Source organism: Pseudomonas kielensis, assembly GCF_014236655.1.
GTDB classification, from domain to species: domain Bacteria; phylum Pseudomonadota; class Gammaproteobacteria; order Pseudomonadales; family Pseudomonadaceae; genus Aquipseudomonas; species Aquipseudomonas kielensis.
In genome coordinates this window covers 69873-88349 of sequence record NZ_JACMYG010000014.1, presented here as the reverse complement: position 1 = coordinate 88349, position 18477 = coordinate 69873, and the positions used below count along the sequence as shown (strand labels likewise).

Genomic DNA, 18477 nt, shown 5'->3' with positions numbered 1-18477 from the left:
CATAGATTGCCGGAGAAATCTGTGCCCTTATCCCGTCTGGATAAGGTGCCCGGCAGTAATGGGGCCGATGCCAACTGTTTCAATGCGCTTTACCTAACGTTTACCTTTGTTCAGGTACGCCCCCCATCGGTTACAGTGTCGCCATACTCTGCAACCTGCGAAAGCGACCGATGAATCCGTTAGACGTACTCCGCGACTCCTTGTATTTCTTCAAGCGCAACCTGAGCGGCATCGTTGCGCTGTGCCTGCCGCTGGTGGTGATCGAGGCCCTGCTGCAACAACTGGTCGATCACACCCAGGGACCCGAGGCGTTTCCCGGCTACAGCGTGATTGTCGGGTTGCTGGTCTATCCGCTGTACACCGCCGCGCTGATCCTGTTTCTCGATGCCCGCAGCCGGGGCGAGTCGCCGCGCACCCGTGACCTGCTGGCAGCCTCGGCCAGCCTGTGGCCGCGCTTCGCCTTGCTGACGGCCGTCAACACGCTGATGATTCTGGTGGGCTTGTCGCTGTACTTCCTGCCGGGCATCTGGCTGATGGTGATGCTGGCGTTCGCCGAGTACCTGCTGGTGCTGCGCAATCTGGCGCCACTGGCCGCGATCCGCGAAAGCATGCGCCTGGCCCGGGGTAATTTCCTGCGCATCCTGGTGTGCATTCTCTGTGTGATGGGGCCACTGTGGCTGCTCAAGGGCGTGACTTTCTCGCTCTATCCGTCACCCCAGAACCCGGTGCTGTCGGTGCTTATCGAAAGCGCTCACAGCTTTCTGCAACTGTTCACCAGCGTGGTGCTGTTTCGCCTGTTCATGCTGATCAGCGAAGCGCCTGACAAAACCCAGGGCAACGCCTGACGGCAGCCCCCTTGGGCTGGCCCCTGCTCTCGGTTATGCTCGGGACCAACTTTGTAACGCCATAAGCCGAGCCCATGACCCGCCTACTGCGCTACACCCTGTTGGGCCTGCTGATCCTTGCCGGCCTGTTGCTGGCCTCGACCTACAGCCTGACCTGGCGCCCCGAGGCCAAGGAATCCCTGACCGTGCAGTGCAGCGGCCCCGCCCCGTCGCTGGTGCCTGGCCAGGCGCTGAAGGTCATGACCTGGAACGTGCAGTACCTGGCGGGCAAGCGTTATGTGTTCTGGAACGACCTGGCCCAGGGCAGCGACGAATCCCCGACCCCGGAAGACATGGCCTTCAGCCTGGATGAAGTGGCGCGGGTGATCCGCGATGAACAGCCGGATGTCGTGCTGTTGCAGGAGCTGGATGACGGCGCCAAGGCCAGCGACTATCAGGACCAGCTCAAACTGCTGCGCGAACGTCTGGCGGATCTCTATCCCTGCAGTACCTGGGCGTTCGACTGGAAAGCTGACTTCGTGCCGGACCTGCATATTTTCGGCAGTGTTGGCCGGCAACTGGCCACCTTGAGCCGCTACCAGATCGAACACGCCGAACGCCAGCAATTGCCCGAGCCGCCGCTGAACTTCATCAGTCGCCAGTTCCAACCGAAAAACGCCTTGCTGGTGAGCTACCTGCCCCTCAGAGACGGCGGCCAGGTGGCGCTGCTCAATACTCACCTGGACTGGGTACGCCAGCCGGACGACAGCCAGCAGAACAAGGTCGCGGCCATCGCCAAGGTGGTGGACAAATTCGAAGCGCGCGGCACCCCGTGGCTGATCGGGGGTGACTTCAACCTGCTGCCCCTGGGCCAGTTCCAGCGCCTGCCCCCTGAACAGCGCACGCCCTACACCGCCGACAGCCCCCTGCACGCGTTGTGGGACAAGTACCCGATGATCCCGACCAACAACGAAGCCAGCGGCATCGACCGCGCCCGCTGGCTGACCCACTACCCCAACGACCCCGGACTCAACGGCCCGGACCGAACGGTCGACTACCTGTTCTACAGCCCACGGATCAAGCGGGTAGAAGGCGAGGTCCGGCAGGACGATACGCTGCGCATCTCCGATCACTTGCCGGTGATTGCACGGTTCCTGTTACCGGCAGCGCCGTAACCCTGGGCTTTTTGTAGCGGCCTCTTGGCTGACCGGGGTGTTGGATTTGGCCGAGTACATATCCAACATCCCGGTCGGCCCAGAGGTGCAACGTCGCACCACTGTTGTGTAGATACCGAGACCACCGAGGGCAAGCGGAGCGCCAACCCGCCCGCTCCCACCCAACCTTCAGGACTTGCGCGGCTTGGCCCGTGCCGTGGCCTCTGCCACCAGGGGGTCATCGGGCCAGTAGTGCTTGGGGTATCGCCCCTTCAAGTCCTTCTTCACTTCGGCGTAGGTACTGCGCCAGAAGTTCGCCAGGTCCTGGGTCACTTGCACCGGGCGGCGGGCCGGTGACAGCAGGTGCAGCTTGACCACCTGCCGGCCACCGGCAATGCGCGGGGTCTCGGCCAGGCCAAACAATTCCTGCAGGCGCACCGCGAGAATCGGTGGCTGTTCGCTGTAGTCCAGGCGGATCGACGACCCCGAAGGCACGCTCAGGTGATGGGGCGCCTGTTCATCCAGGCGTTGGGGCAACGGCCAGGGCAGCAAGTTATGCACAATGCTCGACAGGTCCAGGTTGGCAAAGTGGCTGAGCCGCGAAACCCGCCCCAGATAAGGCATCAGCCAGTGTTCCAGGCCCTTGAGCAGCGCGCCGTCGCTGACATCCGGCCAACCGCTGTCGCCCTGCTGATCGAGGTCGAGCTGGCGCAAGAGCGCCACACGGGCCTGCCATTGCCGCAGCTCCGGGGTCCAGGGCAACAGCTCCAGGCCCTTGCGCCGCACCAGGTTGACCAGCGCCTGACTGCGCGCCGCTTCATCCAGGCCGGTCAACGGCTCACGACTCAATACCAGCTCACCGACCTTGCGCTGGCGCTCGGCCCGCAGCACGCCTTCGCGCTCGTCCCAATCCAGTTGATCGACGCAACGCACTTGCTCGGCCAAGACCGAGTCGAACAGTGCCGGGTCAAACTCCGCCGCCAGGTAGATCCGTTCTTCCCGTTGCCCCTGGCGACTGCCCAGGTCGGCGATGACCAGCCAGCCCTGCTTCATCAGGCTGTCGGCTTCGGCAAACAACGCCGCGCGCCCGTTGGCCAAGCGATACTCCGCACCGCCCGGGCGGCGCTGCTGGGCCACGCGGTCCGGGTAGGCCAGGGCCAGCAACGCGCCGAGCCAGCGCGGATGTTGCGGGTCCGGCACCGGTTGCTCGGCTTTGCCACGCAGATAACCGCGATACTGCCGCGCCAGTTGCCGAGCCCGCTGCACACCTCCCTGGGCGCCCCGGGCCGCACGCTCCTCACCGGACAGCAGCACCAGGCGACTGTGCAGGTCGGCACCGGCACCGCGCAGAATATCCCGTTCGCCGAGCAACGCCGCGACATCGCAGGCCATGTTCGCCAGGCCCAGCGCCTGGCCGCGCAGCAACAAATGGGCAATACGGGGGTGGGCCGGCAGTTCGGCCATGGCCTGGCCATGGCGGGTCAGTTGCCAGTCTTGTGGCGAGGAGCCTTGCAGGGCCCCCAAGCGTTCGAGCAGGTCCTGGGCCTGGGCATATGCCGCCGCCGGCGGCACATCGAGCCACACCAGTTGCCCCGGGGTCACGCCCCAGCGCCCCAATTGCAACGCCAGGCCGGCGAGGTCCGCCGAGAGAATTTCGGCGCTGGCGTAGGCGGCCAGTTGTTCATGCTGGTCCTGGGACCACAGCCGATAACACACCCCCGGCTCCAGACGTCCGGCCCGACCGGCGCGCTGGGTGGCGCTGGCGCGGGAGATTCGCTGGGTATCGAGGCGCGTCATGCCGCTGCCAGGATCGAAACGCGGCACCCGCGCCAGCCCGGCATCGATCACTACCCGCACGCCGTCGATGGTCAGGCTGGTCTCGGCAATGTTGGTGGCCAGCACCACCTTGCGTTGCCCCGCTGGCGCCGGATCGATGGCCGCCCGCTGCGCGGCCAGGTCGAGTTCGCCGTGCAACGGGCACAACAGCACCGTGGAACGCTCGCCCAGGGCATCGGCCAATTGCTGGTGCACCCGCCGGATTTCCGCCTGCCCGGGCAGAAACACCAACAGGCTGCCGGTCTCGTCATTCAAGGCTTCGAGCACCGTCTGCACCAACCGTGGCTCGATGAATTCGCCCGGCTGGAACGGCCGGCCCCAGCGCATCGCCACCGGGTACATGCGGCCTTCGCTGCGCAGGATCGGCGCGTCACCCAGCAAGCCCGCCAGGCGTTCGCCTTCAAGGGTGGCCGACATCAGCAGAATCTTCAGTGGCTGCTCGTCGCGAAACAGCTCCCGGCCATTGAGGCTCAGGGCCAGCGCCAGGTCGGCATCCAGACTACGCTCGTGGTACTCGTCGAAAATCAGCAGGCCCACGCCTTCCAGCGCCGGGTCTTCCTGCAAGCGCCGGGTGAGGATGCCTTCGGTGACCACTTCGATGCGGGTGGTGGGACCGACCTTGCTGTCCAGGCGGATCCGGTAGCCGACGGTTTCCCCGACTTTTTCCCCCAGCTCACTGGCCAGGCGCTCGGCCGCTGCGCGCGCGGCCAGCCGGCGCGGTTCCAGCATGAGGATGGTTTGCCCGGCCAGCCACGGCTCATTGAGCAGCGCCAACGGCACCCGGGTGGTCTTACCGGCGCCGGGCGGTGCTTCGAGCACGGCTTCATGGCGTGTCGCCAGGGCTTCACGCAGCGCGGGTAAAACTTCATCAATCGGCAAAGAAATCATGCTGGCTCCAAAACAGAGCGGCGAGTATAACGGCGAACTGCTTTGCGTTCGTCACGGTCCTAATTCACAGCGACGACGTTTCGTTTCAAGTTTGCCCAGGAGAATTCTTATGCGTGTTCCGTTTCGTCTGATTGGCGGTGTGCTGGTAGCAACCCTGCTGACCCAACTGACCGCGTGCGGGTCGATTTTCTACCCCGATCGCCGTGGCCAGATCGACGGCAAGATCGACCCGGCGATTGCCGTGCTCGATGCCGTGGGCCTGCTGTTTTATGTGATCCCCGGACTGATCGCATTTGCCGTGGACTTCACCACCGGGGCGATTTATTTCGAGCCAGGCAAGACCGCCCAGGTGGCCCCGGAAAAACTCCAGCAGGCCATCGGCGCCGACGGCCAGGTCGACAACGCCAAGCTGCAGACCATCCTGCAAACCGAGCTGGGCCGCAGCTTCCCGCTGGACGACCCACGCCTGATCCAGCACAAGGGCAGTGCCCAGCAACTGGCATCGCTAGGGCTGCAACCCGCCGCTTGATGGCGCGCACTGAAGGAACGATGCCCCTATGACCAGCAGCCCGGAACACGCTCGCCTGTTACGCCTGGCCACCCGCGCGTCGGTGGCGGTGGCCAGTATCCTGATTGTCGCCAAGGCCATTGCCTGGTGGTTGAGCGGGTCGGTGAGCATGCTCGCCGGCTTGACGGATTCGGCACTCGACGGCGTGACCTCGCTGCTCAACCTGTTGGCGGTGCACTACGCCCTGCGCCCGGCGGACGATGATCACCGCTATGGGCATGGCAAGGCCGAGTCCCTGGCGGGCATGGCCCAGGCGCTGTTCATCGGTGGCAGTGCGTTACTGATCGCCTTCCAGGCCTTCGACCGGCTCAAGCATCCTGAGCCGATCGGTGCCCCCTGGATCAGTATCGGGGTGATTGTGTTTTCCCTCGGCATGACGGCGGCATTGCTGATGCTGCAGCACCGGGTCATCCGCGAAACCGGGTCCAATGCGGTGCGCGCCGATTCACTGCACTACCGCTCCGACCTGCTGCTCAATGGCAGCATCCTGCTTGCCCTGGTGCTGGCCGGGTTTGGCTGGCATCAACTGGACGCCTGGTTCGGCCTGGCCATTGCGGCCTACATTCTGTGGAGTGCGATTCAGATCGCCCGGGAAAGCTTTACCGTGCTGATGGACGAGGAGCTGCCGCCCGAGGTCAGCCAGCACATGCTCGAGCTGGCCTGTGGCGTTCCCGGCGTGCTGGGTGCCCACGACTTGCGCACCCGGGTCTCGGGCAGCCACTGGTTTGTGCAACTGCATCTGGAGTTGCCGGGGGAGCTGACCCTATCCGTCGCCCACGACATCAGCGACCAGGCGGCCGATGCCATTCACGCCGCTTACCCGCGAGCCGAAGTGCTGGTGCACGCTGATCCGCAGGAAGTGGTCAACCCCGTTCGCCATCAGTAACTCACCTGATAACCCCGCGAGCCCAGGCAATTGCCCTGGGCCTGGCGGTAGGCTTGAATCACCTGTGGCGCAGGCTGATAGGTCATGGTCCGTGGATCGAACCCAGTCTGCTGCACAGCCCAGCGAGAACAATCCTCCCCATCCTGATTGACCTGCTGCGGTGACTGGCCGTTGGCTGGATAGGCCAACACGTCGTAGCCATTGCTCACAGGGGGCGGCTGGGGCTCGGGCCCCGCCATCGGCGGCTGCACCACCACATACTGCTGGGTACTGGCGTCGTAGCGGTAGTAAGTGTCCGCGGCGAAGAACAGTAGCGCCCCAGCGCTCCACACCTGCCGCGCGTAGTCCGGCAGGTAGTTGACTCCAATTCCATAGGGCGGCCGCACCACCACATACCTCGGCCCCTGAGGGCGATACCAGTAGCCGGCGGAGTAGAAATAGTCCGCGCCCCGGTAAGGCACATGGTCATTGTGCTCGGGAAAACGCTCGGTCACATCGCCCGGGCGGTATTGCGGGCCAGGGCCCCAACCATTGCCATGCCCGTCGGGACGTCCAGGCCAATGCGGGTCGTAGCCTGGGCGCGGCCCCTGGTATCCGTGCGGGTTATCGTGGCGCCGTGGCACGTCCTGGTAGTAGCCAGGTCGTGGCTCCTGAGTCTGGCGCACGCTGTCGGGACGGCTTTGGATCGGCAGTTCAGCGGCGGTGGAAGGGTTTTGCGGATACTCCTGGTTCCCGGCCTGCGTCGGCACGCTGACACTTGCCCACACCAGACCAACACCTGCTACACGCCAGATGCGCGACTTCATGCTATTCCTCACTGCCTAGGGTGACCTGTACACACGATTGGAACTGCACCGGCCGGTGCTGCGAGAGGTTATCAGTGCCTGGCCTTATTTCGCAGGCAATAAAAAAGGGAGGCCCGTCGGCCTCCCCTTGAGAACTTAGTCCGTGCTCGACGCTTTTGACGCCGGCTCACCTCACTCCGTCTTCTGGACAGTGTGTAGCCCGGGGGCCAACTCGCCTCCTGTTGGAGGGGTGGCCGCGGCTGGCCTGATTCGGCGGGCCGCTGTGGACTGTTTGTCCGGGCAGTGATTCTGGTAATAAGAATAGGCCTGAGGCCACGACAGAGGATTGCGAAGATTGCTCAAATAAACATGACTTGCGCAATTTTTCACCACTGATAGATAATCCACCGCAATTGTTATGACAAAGGCCTGTTTCATGAGCAAACTCGACCGATACGACTTGAGCATTTTGGCGGAATTGCAGCGCGACGCACGCATCTCCAATCAGGAGTTGGCCGAGCGCATTGGCCTGTCGCCCTCGCCTTGCTCGCGGCGGGTCAAGCAGTTGGAGGACGATGGCTACATCAGTCGCCAGGTCGCCTTGCTCGACCGCAAGCTGCTCGGCCTGAGCCTGACGGCTTACGTGTTGATCGGCATGGACCGCCACACCCCCGAGCGCTTCGAGAACTTCGAGGCCGCTATTCGCACCCTGCCCCAGGTACTGGAGTGCAGCCTCGTCACCGGGATGGACGCCGACTACCAGCTCAAGGTGGTGGTGCCGGACATGGACCATTACCAGAAACTGCTGCTCGGCCACCTGACCCGAATTGAAGGGGTGACCAGTGTGCGCTCCAGCTTCGTGCTCAACCAGGTATTGAACAGCACCGAGTTGCCGTTGACCCATTTGCGCGGCTGAGTGCGCATCGCGGGCACGCCTTGCTCCTACGGGGCGCGCTCGTGGCGGCGACGAACAGCTGCGGCACACCGACGCAGGTCAATGCCCCGCCGCGCACCCTTGGCGTATACTCCCCCGGCCTTTTTTGCCCTGCGTACGCTGGAGATGTTCGATGGATCCTGCACTGTTTGAAGAGTGGATGATGACCGGCCTGGTCAGCATCCTGATCATTTTCATGGGTTTCATCGTCTGGGACCTGGCAAAGAAATCCAAGGCCGGACGTTTCGGCTCGTTCATCCTGTTCTTTGTGCTGGGCCTGGGTGTGGCGGCATTCATCATCAAGAGCGTGGTGATTGGCCTGATCGAATCCGGCACTTTATAAGCGCGCAGGCACTTCCTTCCACTGGCCCTGGTCGAGCCCTTCGATCGTCCAGTCACCGATTCGCACGCGCACCAGGCGCAAGGTCGGCAAGCCCACGGCCGCGGTCATGCGCCGCACCTGCCGATTGCGCCCCTCACGAATCACCAATTCCAGCCAATGGGTCGGCACGCTTTTACGAAAGCGTACCGGCGGGTTGCGTGGCCACAGCTCGGGTTCTTCCAACTGGCGGGCCTCGGCGGGCAAGGTCATGCCGTCATTGAGCTCGACACCGTCACGCAAGCGCTGCAACTGCGCGGCCGTCGGCTCGCCTTCGACCTGGACCCAATAGGTCTTGGCCAGCTTGTGCTTGGGGTCGGCAATCCGCGCCTGCAACTGGCCATCATTGGTCAGCAACAGCAGCCCTTCGCTGTCCCGGTCCAGGCGTCCGGCCGGGTAGATCCCCGGAATCTCGATGTAATCCTTGAGCGTCGCCCGCCCTTCGCCATCACTGAACTGCGTCAGCACATCGAAGGGTTTGTTGAACAGAATCAGTTTCGGTTCAGCCGGGGGCGCTTTGGCCACGCGGCGCGGGCCGGCGGCTGCAGCACCTGGACGACGGGAAAGAGGACGAGGACGGGACATGGCAAACACAACATCTAACGGTCAGGGCTGCCCATGCTAGTGCCCCGACCGTCAAATGACCACGATAACAATCAGCGGAACGGCGGCTCGTCGAAGCTGCGCAGTTTACGCGAGTGCAACGAGTTGAGCTCGGTGCGCAGCAGATCCACCGCGGCGATGCCGATTTTCAGGTGCTGGCTGACCGCACGTTCATAAAAGGCGTTGGCCGAACCCGGCAGCTTGATTTCACTGTGCAGCGGCTTGTCCGAGACACACAACAACGTGCCATACGGCACCCGCAGACGATAACCCTGGGCAGCGATGGTGCCGCTTTCCATGTCCACCGCCACGGCCCGCGACAGGTTGATCAACGGCCGCTCCTGGGCCCAGCGCAGTTCCCAGTTACGGTCGTCGTAGGTCAGCACGGTACCGGTGCGCAGGCGTTTTTTCAGGTCATCACCCTTCTCGCCAGTGACGTTGGCCGCTGCCTGTTGCAGCGCCATTTGCACTTCGGCCAACGCCGGGATCGGAATGTTCGGCGGCACCACCCGGTCGAGAATCCCGTCACGCCGCATGTAGGCGTGGGCCAGCACGTAGTCGCCTATCGTCTGGGATTGGCGCAGGCCGCCGCAGTGCCCGATCATCAGCCAGCAGTGCGGACGCAGCACCGCCAGGTGGTCGGTAATGTTTTTCGCGTTGGACGGGCCGACACCAATGTTGACCAGGGTCACGCCATGGCCGTCGGACGCCAGCAAGTGGTAGGCCGGCATCTGGTAGCGGTGCCAGACCACACCGGCGGCAATGGCCGAGGCTTCGCCGTGATCCATGCTCTTTTCGATGATCACGTTGCCCGGCAGCACCATGCGCACAAACCGCGGGTCATTACGCAGTTGCTCCAGGCCATGGACGATGAACTGGTCGACATAGCGGTGGTAGTTGGTCAGCAGGATCCACGGCTGCACGTGCCGCCAGTCGCTGCCGGTGTAGTGCACCAGGCGGCGCAGGGAAAAATCGACGCGCGCGGCGTCGAACAAGGCCAGTGGCAGCGGATCGGTGTTCTCCCAATCGTACAGGCCATCGGCGATGCCATCGGTGGCCGCCGACAGGTCGGTGCTCGGGAACACCCGCGCCAGCACCGCGGCGGTGACGCCGGAGCCGGCCAGTTCATCGCCCTGCTCGACCACGTAGGGGTAAGGGATATTCTGCTGGCTGACACCCACTTCCACCGTCACGGTGAAGTCGTGCATCAGGGGCACCAGTTGCTCCAGCAAGTACTTACGAAACGCCGCCGGATGGGTGACGGTGACGCTGTAGGTCCCGGGCAACTGCACCTTGGCGTAAGCCCGGGTGGTCTGTGGGACTTCGCCCTGGCACAGGTAGGTCAGGCGCAGTTCCGGGTAGCGGAACATCGCACGCTGTTCGGCATCGGGTTCGATGCGGTCCTTGAGATAACGCTTGAGCGCCTGGTTCAACGCCGTAGTGGCTCGCTCGTGCAGCGCGGCGAGCCGGTCCACGGCTTGTTCAGCGGTTTGAACGACAATAAAGTCTTCGGTCACGATCAGCTTCCTGTGTTCTGGCTTGCAGGCCTTCATCTTGCCTGCAACACCGCGTCACGGGAACACCGGAGTGGGGGTGTCGCGCAATCAGAAACCCTGCGGGGTCGAGCGCGCCACAATCGCCTCGACATCCAGGCCGCGCGGCAAGGTGCCATACACCCGCCCAGCCGTTCCCAACCGACTGGCGATAAAGCCATCGCTGACACTGCAATTGCCCGCTTCAAGCAACAACTTGGCCTGCAGGCCCAGGGCAATGTCTTCGGTCAACTGGCGGGCGCGGTACTGGATGTCGCTGGTGTCCTTGAACGCCGCCTGCAACTGCTGGATGTGTGCGGCCAGGCGCTTGTCGCCATGCCCGTCGCCCAGTTCGCAGAACAACGCATCGAGCACTCCGGGCTCTTTGGACAGGGCGCGCAGCACGTCCAGGCACTGTACGTTGCCGGAACCTTCCCACGTCGAGTTCACCGGCGCCTCACGGTACAGGCGCGGCAGGATGCTTTCCTCGACATAACCGGCGCCGCCCATGCATTCGGCCGCCTCGTTGATCATGGCCGGGGCGCGCTTGCAGATCCAATACTTGCCCACCGCCGTCACCAGCCGGGCGAATTTGGCTTCCTGGGCGTCATCCCGCTGATCCAGCGCCTGGCCCATGCGCAGGCTCAAGGCCAGGGCGGCCTCGCTTTCCAGTGCCAGGTCGGCCAGCACGTTCTGCATCAGCGGCTGTTCGTTGAGTAACTTGCCACCCACCTGGCGGTGGGCACAGTGATGGCTGGCCTGGGTCAGCGCCTGGCGCATCAAGGCACTGGAACCGACCATGCAATCAAAACGGGTCATGGCGACCATTTCGATAATGGTCGGTACCCCACGTCCCTCTTCACCGATCATCCACGCCAGCGCCCCACGGAACTCGACTTCACTGGAGGCATTGGAGCAATTGCCCAGTTTGTTTTTCAGACGCTGGATGTAGAACTGGTTACGCGTGTCATCCGGACGATGACGCGGCAGCAGGAAGCAGGTCAGGCCCTTGTCGGTCTGGGCCAGGGTCAGGAAGGCGTCGCACATCGGCGCCGAGCAGAACCATTTATGGCCCACCAGTTCATAGGCCTGGCCCGGACCGGCAGCACCGACCGGGTACGCCTTGGTGGTATTGGCCCGCACGTCGGTACCGCCCTGCTTCTCGGTCATCGCCATGCCGATGGTGACGCCGGCCTTGTGGGCCATGCCGACATTGCGTGGGTCATACTCGCGGGCGAGGATTTTCGGCAGCCATTGCCGGGCGATGTCCGGCTGCAGATGCAAGGCAGGCACGCTGGCGAAGGTCATGGTCAGCGGGCAGCCACTGCCGGCTTCGGCCTGGCTGTGCAGGTACGACATCGAGGCCCGGGCAACATGGGCGCCGGCCTGCGGGTCGGTCCAGGGCAAGGACGTCAGCCCGTGCTCGACCGCCGTCCGCATCAGTTCATGGTAGGCCGGGTGAAACTCCACCAGATCGATGCGGTGGCCATAGCGATCATGGCTGGAGAACAGCGGTTTGTTCTGGTTGGCCAGGAACCCCGCCGCCATCAGCGGCCCCCCCGCCAAAGCACCATAGGCGTCGATTCGCGACTCGGCCCAGCCCGCCCCGAAACGTCGCGACCATTCTTGTAACGGCAGGTCGATCCGGTACAGGTTGACCCCGTCCAGGGAGGGTGGCTGATTGGTGACTTCGTGGGTTTCGGCGAACTGGTGCAGGTTCATGGCGGGCCTTCTAGGGTCAGCGAAGACCCTCAGTTAAGCACCCTGCCACCCCCTAAAAAAGTGGCATATGCGCCTAAATACCGGCGCTTTCACCTTGCTTCTGGCAGAGTAACCGGCGATGGAGCACCGCCTGCAACTCTTCGAATTTCACCGGCTTGCTCAGGTAATCGGTCAGCCCGGACTCGAAGTCCAGGCGGGTGGCGGCCACCGCAGCCAGCACTGCCACATTGGCGTAGCCCGGCAGCGCGCGAACCTGTTCGCACATCGACTGCCCGCCCAGCGCAGGCATGGGACTGTCCAGCAACACCGCATCAAATTGTTCACGGCGCAGGCACTCCAGCGCGGCCGGGGCGCTGTCGACACTGCGCACCCGATAGCCGAGCTTGAGCAGCATGCCGCGCACCACCAGTTGATTGATGCTGTCGTCGTCGACCAACAACACCCTGCAATCCTGAGGGGCGCGCACGCTCGCCAGGTCTTGGCCGTGGCGCACAGGGGCGACGCTCGGCTGCACCGTCACTATCTCGAACTCGACATCCAGCTGGAACCGGCTGCCACGCCCGGGTTCGGAACGGTGGGTCAGGCGCCCGCCGATCAACTCGACCAATTGCCGACAGATCGCCAGCCCCACGCCCAGGCCGCCGTACTCGCGCGTCATGGAGCCGTCGAGCTGGAAAAAACGCTGATACATGGTCGCTTCGCCCAGGTCAGTGAAGCCGATGCCGGTGTCGATCACCGCAAAGGACAACGCCTGGCGCCCGGCTTCAGCCGGCTTGCCGCTGACCCGCAACGCCAGCCCGCCGACGTGGGTGAACTTGATCGAGTTGTCCAGCAGGCACTCCAGGCACTGCACCAGCTTGGCGCTGTCACCGTGCAGGCGATCGGGCAGGCCCTGGGCCAGCTCAACCTTGAAATCCAGGGCCTTGCTCGCGGCATTGGCGGCGAACTGCTGGTGCAGGCCATCGACCACCGAACGCAGGCTGAACGACTCCGGGTAGACCTTGAGGCGCCCGGCCTGCAACTCGGTCAGGGTCAGGATGCCGTTGACCATGCGCATCATGTCCCGCGCCGAACCGGCGGCGGTCTGCTGATACTGCTCCAGCTCCGGATCCAGCTCGACGGTCTGCATCAACTCCAGCGAACCGATCACCCCGTTCATCGGCGTGCGCAGTTCGTGGGTCAGGGTCGCCAGGAACTCGTCCTTGAGCTGGTTACTGTGGGCCAGTTGCTGGTTCAACACTTCCAGCTTCTGCCCGGCGTCGAGCAATGTCTGCGCCTGCTGCTCGCGCATGGTGTTGATGCGATCAGCCAGGGCCAGGGACAGCAACGCGACTTCAATTGCCGAACCGATCTGGCTGGCGTACATGGTCAGGAACACGTTAGGCAGGTAGCCCAGCACCATCAGCGTATTGACGATGCCGCCGAGCAGGAACGCCGACCAGGCGATGATGAAATAGCGTGCCACCCGCAGGCCGCGCCACCAGGCGAAAATCCCCGCCGAGAAAATCACCACGGTAAAGATCAGCGCCAGTGCCGTGGCCAGACGCAGAGCCAGGGCATAACTGGTCATCAACGACAGGCCGACCACCACCGCGCTGCAGGCCACCAATGCCAATAGCAGACGATCAAGCCAGCGACTGTGGCTGGAGGTCTGCAGGAAGCTGCGGGCGAACTGACTGCCGAACAGTGCCGCGCAGCCGATGAAAAACGGAGTCGCGGCGTTGGCCCACCACGGGTTGTCCGGCCAGAAGTACTCCACTGCCGCCCCGTTTACCGAGAGCTGGTACAGGCCGAACGAGGCGATATAGAAGATGTAATAGAGGTAGCTGGTGTCGCGCACGCTGAGGTAGATGAACAGGTTGTAGACCAGCATCCCCAACAGGACCCCGTAAATCAGCCCGAGGATATACAGGCGCACCGGCTGGTCTTCCAGGTAGGCGGTACTCGACCACAGCGTCAACGGCGCCTGGATCGAACCCTGGCTTTGCAGGCGCAGATAAACGGTCTTCTGTTCATTGGCCACGAAGGGCAGGTCAAACAGGTAGTTGTTCTGGCGAATTTCCCGGGTGGCGAACGGCAAGGCGTCGCCGGTGCGCTGCTTGAGCTGATAATTCCCAGCGCCATCGGCCAGGTACAGGTCGACGTGATCCAGAGGCGGATACGCCAGCTCCAGCAACCAGGTGCGCAAGACGTCGGGATTGTTCGGGCGGTAATGCAGGTCGATCTTCAGCCAGAACACCGAACGGGAGTAACCGGCGTTCAGGGTGGCTTTGTGATGGGGTTGGAAATGGCCGGCCGCCGCTTGTGCCTGGACGTCTTCGATGCTCGCAGTGCCGGCGACATCCTCGTACACCTGCATGATCCGACCCAAGGGGAGTTTTTGGGTGGACTCATCAAAATCCGCTGCGCTCGCCAACATGGGCAAGCTCAACAGCAACATCAGCAAATAGCGCATAAAGCCCCAGCATGGCCTGTCCGGTGCGTCAGGAAGCCCCCCATTTCCTTTTGAGCAGACGTCGAGCCGGTACAACCTGTTATTGGTTTGGATCCACTCTAGCATAGCCGTTGGTGGCGATTGAACACCATTGAAATTTTTAGTTTAAAGGCTCTAGCACGGGCTTTTCAGGGGCCCACGACAGTCAAGATCTGAAGATCTGGTCAGATTATGAGGATCATTCATAACCAACCGCCGCGGCCACGAGACCACGCGGCTGGCAGCAAGTCCTGGCGTGCTGCCAGGCGCACCGAAAAAACTTGTTTGGTGGTAAGCTCGCGCACCATGAATATCTACAGCTCTCGCCCCGTTGTCCTCTGTCTCTCCGGCCACGACCCAAGTGGTGGCGCCGGCTTGCAGGCAGATATCGAAGCCCTGCTGGCTCAGGGTTGTCATGCGGCCCCGGCCGTCACTGCCCTGACCGTGCAAGACACCGTCAATGTCAGTGATTTCCGCGTCCTCGATCGTGAGTGGGTACTGGCCCAGGCCAATGCCGTCCTCAACGACTCGCAGGTTGCGGCGGTCAAGTTGGGCATGCTCGGCTCACTGGAAATGGTCGACACGGTGGTCGAACTGCTCCAGGCGCATCCGCACCTGCCCGTGGTCTGCGACCCGGTGCTGCGCGCTGGCGGTGGCGGACGCCTGGGCAAGGACGAAGTCGGCTACGCCATGCGCGAGCGCCTGCTGCCACTGGCGATTATCGCCACCCCCAACCTTCCTGAAGCCCGGATCCTGGCTGAACTGCCAGACGGCAGCGCCGACCAGTGCGCAGAAAAACTCCTCCCTTTCGTCAAACACTTGCTGATTACCGGCGGGCATGGCGACGAACATCAAGTACACAATCGCCTCTACAGCCGCGACGGTCACCGCGAAACCTTTACCTGCCAGCGCCTGCCCGGCAGCTACCACGGATCCGGATGCACCCTGGCCAGTGCGCTGGCCGGTCGCCTGGCCCAGGGTGAACACCTCGCCAGCGCGGTGAAGTCAGCACTGGACTACACCTGGCGCACCCTGCGTGACGCCGAACAACTGGGCAAAGGCCAGTTTGTTCCGCGTCGCCTGCCGCTGGATTTTTGCTCGTAACGCCATGAGGCTTGCCCGATGAAATTACGTGGTCTGTACGCCATTACCGACAGTCAGTTACTGGCCGGCAAGTTCCTGCCCTATGTGCAAGCAGCACTGGAGGGTGGCGTGACCTTGCTGCAGTACCGCGATAAAAGCAGCGACGAGGCGCGCCGCTTGCGCGAAGCCCAAGCCCTGCGCGACCTGTGCGAGCGCTACAAGACCCAGTTGATCATCAACGACGACGCCGAACTGGCCGCGCGCCTGGGCGTCGGCGTTCACCTGGGGCAAACCGATGGCCCACTGACCCCGGCCCGAGCACTGCTGGGCCGCCAGTCGATCATTGGCTCGACCTGTCACGCGCAGATCGAGCTGGCTGAACAAGCGGCCAAGGAAGGCGCCAGCTATGTCGCCTTCGGCCGCTTCTTCAACTCCAACACCAAACCCGGCGCACCGACCTGCAGCCTCGAGCTGCTCGACCAGGCCCGCGCCCGGTTGAACCTGCCGATCTGTGCGATCGGTGGTATTACCCTGGACAACGCCGCCCCGCTGGTGGCCCATGGGGTCGACTTGCTGGCCGTGGTCCATGGCCTGTTCGGCGCCGACAGCACGAGCGAAGTGACCCGCCGCGCGCGCGCCTTCAACGCACTGTTCACTTCCTGAATTTTTGAGAGCCCTACCATGTCTCGTTCCGAAACCCTGTTTGCCAATGCCCAGAAACACATTCCCGGCGGCGTGAACTCCCCCGTACGTGCATTCAAGAGCGTGGGCGGCACTCCGCTGTTCTTCAAGCACGCCGAAGGCGCCTACGTGACGGACGAAGACGACAAGCGTTATGTCGACTACGTGGGCTCCTGGGGCCCGATGATTCTCGGCCACAGCCACCCCGACGTGCTGGACGCGGTGCGCAAGCAGCTGGAGCACGGCCTGTCCTACGGCGCCCCGACGGCGATGGAAACCGAAATGGCCGACCTGGTCTGCTCGATCGTCCCGTCCATGGAAATGGTGCGCATGGTCAGCTCCGGCACTGAAGCGACCATGAGCGCGATTCGCCTGGCCCGTGGTTTCACCGGCCGTGACAGCATCATCAAGTTCGAAGGCTGCTACCACGGCCACTCCGACAGCCTGCTGGTCAAGGCCGGCTCGGGCCTGCTGACCCAAGGTGTGCCGAGCTCCGCCGGGGTGCCCGCCGACTTTGCCAAGCACACCCTGACACTGCCGTTCAACGACATCGATGCCGTGGCCAAGATGCTCGGCGAAGTCGGTCAGGAAGTGGCGTGCATCATCGTCGAGCCGGTTGCGGGCAACATGAACTGCGTACCGCCGGCGCCCGGCTTCCTCGAAGGCCTGCGCAGCCTGTGCGACCAGCACGGCGTGGTGCTGATTTTCGACGAAGTGATGACCGGTTTTCGCGTGGCATTGGGCGGCGCCCAGGCGTACTACGGCGTGACTCCAGACCTCAGCACTTTCGGCAAGATCATCGGCGGCGGCATGCCGGTGGGTTGCTTCGGCGGCAAGCGCGAAATCATGTCGCACATTGCCCCGCTGGGCCCGGTCTACCAGGCTGGCACCCTGTCGGGTAACCCGCTGGCGATGGCGGCCGGCCTGACCACCCTGCGCCTGATCAGCCGCCCAGGCTTCCACGCCGAACTCAGTGACTACACCAGCCGCCTGCTCGATGGCCTGCAACAGCGTGCCGATGCGGCGGGCATTCCGTTCGTCACGACCCAGGCAGGTGGCATGTTCGGCCTGTACTTCAGTGGCGCCGACGACATCGTGACCTTTGACGACGTCATGGCCAGCGATGCCAACCTGTTCAAGCGTTTCTTCCACCTGATGCTCGAAGGCGGCGTGTACCTGGCGCCAAGCGCCTTCGAAGCCGGCTTCACCTCGATCGCCCACGGCGACGCCGAGTTGCAGCTGACCCTGGACGCAGCCGAGCGTGCATTTGCCGCGCTGAAGTAAGCCAAAACCGCTGACGTCGGCCTGGGTCGACGTCAGCTTTATCCTACATTGCTGTCTTTTTGCTGCTACGACTATCCAAGTTCCCGCTAAAAGCGGTAGATATAGTTCCCGCGCGGCAGAAAAACGAGTAAAGACTTTGTAAGGATGGTCCTGCTTATTTCATAATGCGCGCTTATTGGATCCCTCGATGGGTCCGCGCGCCCTTCAGAGGTAAGTCGATTCCCATGAACCGCACCGGCCGCACCCTTGCATTGGGCTGCCTGTTGCTCCTTCAGCCGCTGCTCGCGCACGCACAAGCAGGCGGCAACTCGTTGTTGATCCCGGCAATGGGTCGTTGCACCCTCAATACCCAGCCTGAAGACCTGAAGGAGGCCCTTGAAGCCTGCCAGAAAGCGTCGGACGCCGGGGATGCGGAAGCGCAATACGAGTTGGGCGAGTTCTACTACGACGGTAAAAATGCACCGCGCGACCTCAATCAAGCCCTGAGCTACTTCGAAAAGGCCTCCCTGCAAGGCCACGCCCAGGCGCAATTCAAGCTCGGCACCATGTTCTTCCACGGCGAAGGCGTGCCCGCCAACAACGTCCAGGCGTACATCGTGCTGAAAATGGCTGCGGTCAACGGCGCCGAAGATGCGCTGGACACTGCCGACGAAGTCGCCGAGCACATGCAACGCGATGAACTGGAAGTCGCCACCCAGGTGCTGGGGCAGATTTTCCGCAAGTACCTGATGGAACTGCAAAACGCCGATGGGCGTACGCCGTTTTCGCCACTGCCGTAAGCCTTCACAGACCTGCCTGGCCCCATCGCGAGCAGGCTCGCGATGAAGACGACGCGGTATTAAGGC

The 18477-nt window shown here is 63.3% G+C and carries 16 protein-coding genes; 10 read left to right on the top strand and 6 right to left on the bottom strand.

What is annotated here, in order from left to right:
- The first annotated feature begins 170 nt into the window (after positions 1-170).
- Both H7995_RS15290 and H7995_RS15285 read left to right on the top strand, forming a co-directional pair.
- Positions 171-845: a YciC family protein gene (locus tag H7995_RS15290; RefSeq protein WP_166590414.1), complete on the top strand. Its 675-nt coding sequence runs from the start codon at positions 171-173 to the stop codon at positions 843-845.
- Positions 846-919: 74 nt separating this feature from the next.
- Positions 920-1999 carry an endonuclease/exonuclease/phosphatase family protein gene (locus H7995_RS15285; protein ID WP_185818567.1) on the top strand — a complete coding sequence of 360 codons (1080 nt, stop codon included), beginning with the start codon at positions 920-922 and terminating at the stop codon, positions 1997-1999.
- 168 nt (positions 2000-2167) lie between these two features.
- Here H7995_RS15285 and hrpB read toward each other — a convergent pair whose 3' ends face one another.
- Positions 2168-4702 (bottom strand): ATP-dependent helicase HrpB, encoded by a 2535-nt coding sequence (hrpB, locus tag H7995_RS15280; protein ID WP_166590416.1) that lies wholly within the window; start codon positions 4700-4702, stop codon positions 2168-2170.
- 109 nt (positions 4703-4811) lie between these two features.
- On the opposite strand from hrpB, the gene H7995_RS15275 reads away from it, so the two are divergent.
- Entirely contained in the window at positions 4812-5231 is a 420-nt protein-coding gene (locus tag H7995_RS15275) for a polyribonucleotide nucleotidyltransferase (protein WP_095166375.1), read from the top strand.
- Positions 5232-5259: 28 nt separating this feature from the next.
- On the top strand, positions 5260-6156 hold the full coding sequence (locus tag H7995_RS15270; protein ID WP_166590417.1) for a cation diffusion facilitator family transporter: 897 nt from the start codon (positions 5260-5262) through the stop codon (positions 6154-6156).
- Here the strand turns inward: H7995_RS15270 and H7995_RS15265 are convergent.
- A complete protein-coding gene (locus tag H7995_RS15265) occupies positions 6150-6962 on the bottom strand; it encodes a DUF6515 family protein (protein ID WP_182342438.1) in 813 nt (270 codons plus the stop codon). The genes H7995_RS15270 and H7995_RS15265 overlap by 7 nt on opposite strands.
- A 415-nt stretch (positions 6963-7377) precedes the next feature.
- Here H7995_RS15265 and H7995_RS15260 point away from each other — a divergent pair, with 415 nt between their 5' ends.
- Positions 7378-7857: an Lrp/AsnC family transcriptional regulator gene (locus H7995_RS15260; RefSeq protein WP_095166364.1), complete on the top strand. Its 480-nt coding sequence runs from the start codon at positions 7378-7380 to the stop codon at positions 7855-7857.
- Between the two features lie 151 nt (positions 7858-8008).
- Positions 8009-8218 (top strand): DUF2788 domain-containing protein, encoded by a 210-nt coding sequence (locus H7995_RS15255; RefSeq protein ID WP_166590419.1) that lies wholly within the window; start codon positions 8009-8011, stop codon positions 8216-8218.
- On the opposite strand, the gene H7995_RS15250 is transcribed toward H7995_RS15255, so the two are convergent.
- From H7995_RS15250 to H7995_RS15235, 4 genes are all read right to left on the bottom strand, one after another.
- On the bottom strand, positions 8213-8779 hold the full coding sequence (locus H7995_RS15250; protein ID WP_182344815.1) for a pseudouridine synthase: 567 nt from the start codon (positions 8777-8779) through the stop codon (positions 8213-8215). The two genes, H7995_RS15255 and H7995_RS15250, sit on opposite strands and share 6 nt — an antisense overlap.
- A 131-nt stretch (positions 8780-8910) precedes the next feature.
- A complete protein-coding gene (gene amn, locus H7995_RS15245) occupies positions 8911-10410 on the bottom strand; it encodes an AMP nucleosidase (protein ID WP_166590421.1) in 1500 nt (499 codons plus the stop codon).
- A 51-nt stretch (positions 10411-10461) separates the two neighbouring features.
- Positions 10462-12111, bottom strand: coding sequence for an acyl-CoA dehydrogenase family protein (locus H7995_RS15240; protein ID WP_185818566.1), 1650 nt, complete (start codon positions 12109-12111; stop codon positions 10462-10464).
- A 73-nt stretch (positions 12112-12184) separates the two neighbouring features.
- Positions 12185-14566 carry a hybrid sensor histidine kinase/response regulator gene (locus H7995_RS15235; RefSeq protein ID WP_185818565.1) on the bottom strand — a complete coding sequence of 794 codons (2382 nt, stop codon included), beginning with the start codon at positions 14564-14566 and terminating at the stop codon, positions 12185-12187.
- 324 nt (positions 14567-14890) lie between these two features.
- Between H7995_RS15235 and H7995_RS15230 the strand changes: the two genes are divergently transcribed.
- From H7995_RS15230 to H7995_RS15215, 4 genes are all read left to right on the top strand, one after another.
- Complete coding sequence (locus tag H7995_RS15230; protein WP_182342442.1) at positions 14891-15688, top strand: hydroxymethylpyrimidine/phosphomethylpyrimidine kinase; 798 nt, start codon at positions 14891-14893, stop codon at positions 15686-15688.
- A gap of 18 nt (positions 15689-15706) precedes the next feature.
- Complete coding sequence (gene thiE, locus H7995_RS15225) at positions 15707-16330, top strand: thiamine phosphate synthase (RefSeq protein WP_185818564.1); 624 nt, start codon at positions 15707-15709, stop codon at positions 16328-16330.
- 18 nt (positions 16331-16348) lie between these two features.
- Positions 16349-17632, top strand: a complete 1284-nt coding sequence (hemL, locus tag H7995_RS15220; RefSeq protein ID WP_166590426.1) for a glutamate-1-semialdehyde 2,1-aminomutase — start codon at positions 16349-16351, stop codon at positions 17630-17632.
- A 224-nt stretch (positions 17633-17856) separates the two neighbouring features.
- The gene (locus H7995_RS15215; RefSeq protein WP_166590427.1) at positions 17857-18411 is read left to right on the top strand and encodes a tetratricopeptide repeat protein; all 555 of its coding nucleotides are present in this window, start codon (positions 17857-17859) and stop codon (positions 18409-18411) included.
- The last annotated feature ends 66 nt before the right edge of the window (positions 18412-18477 follow it).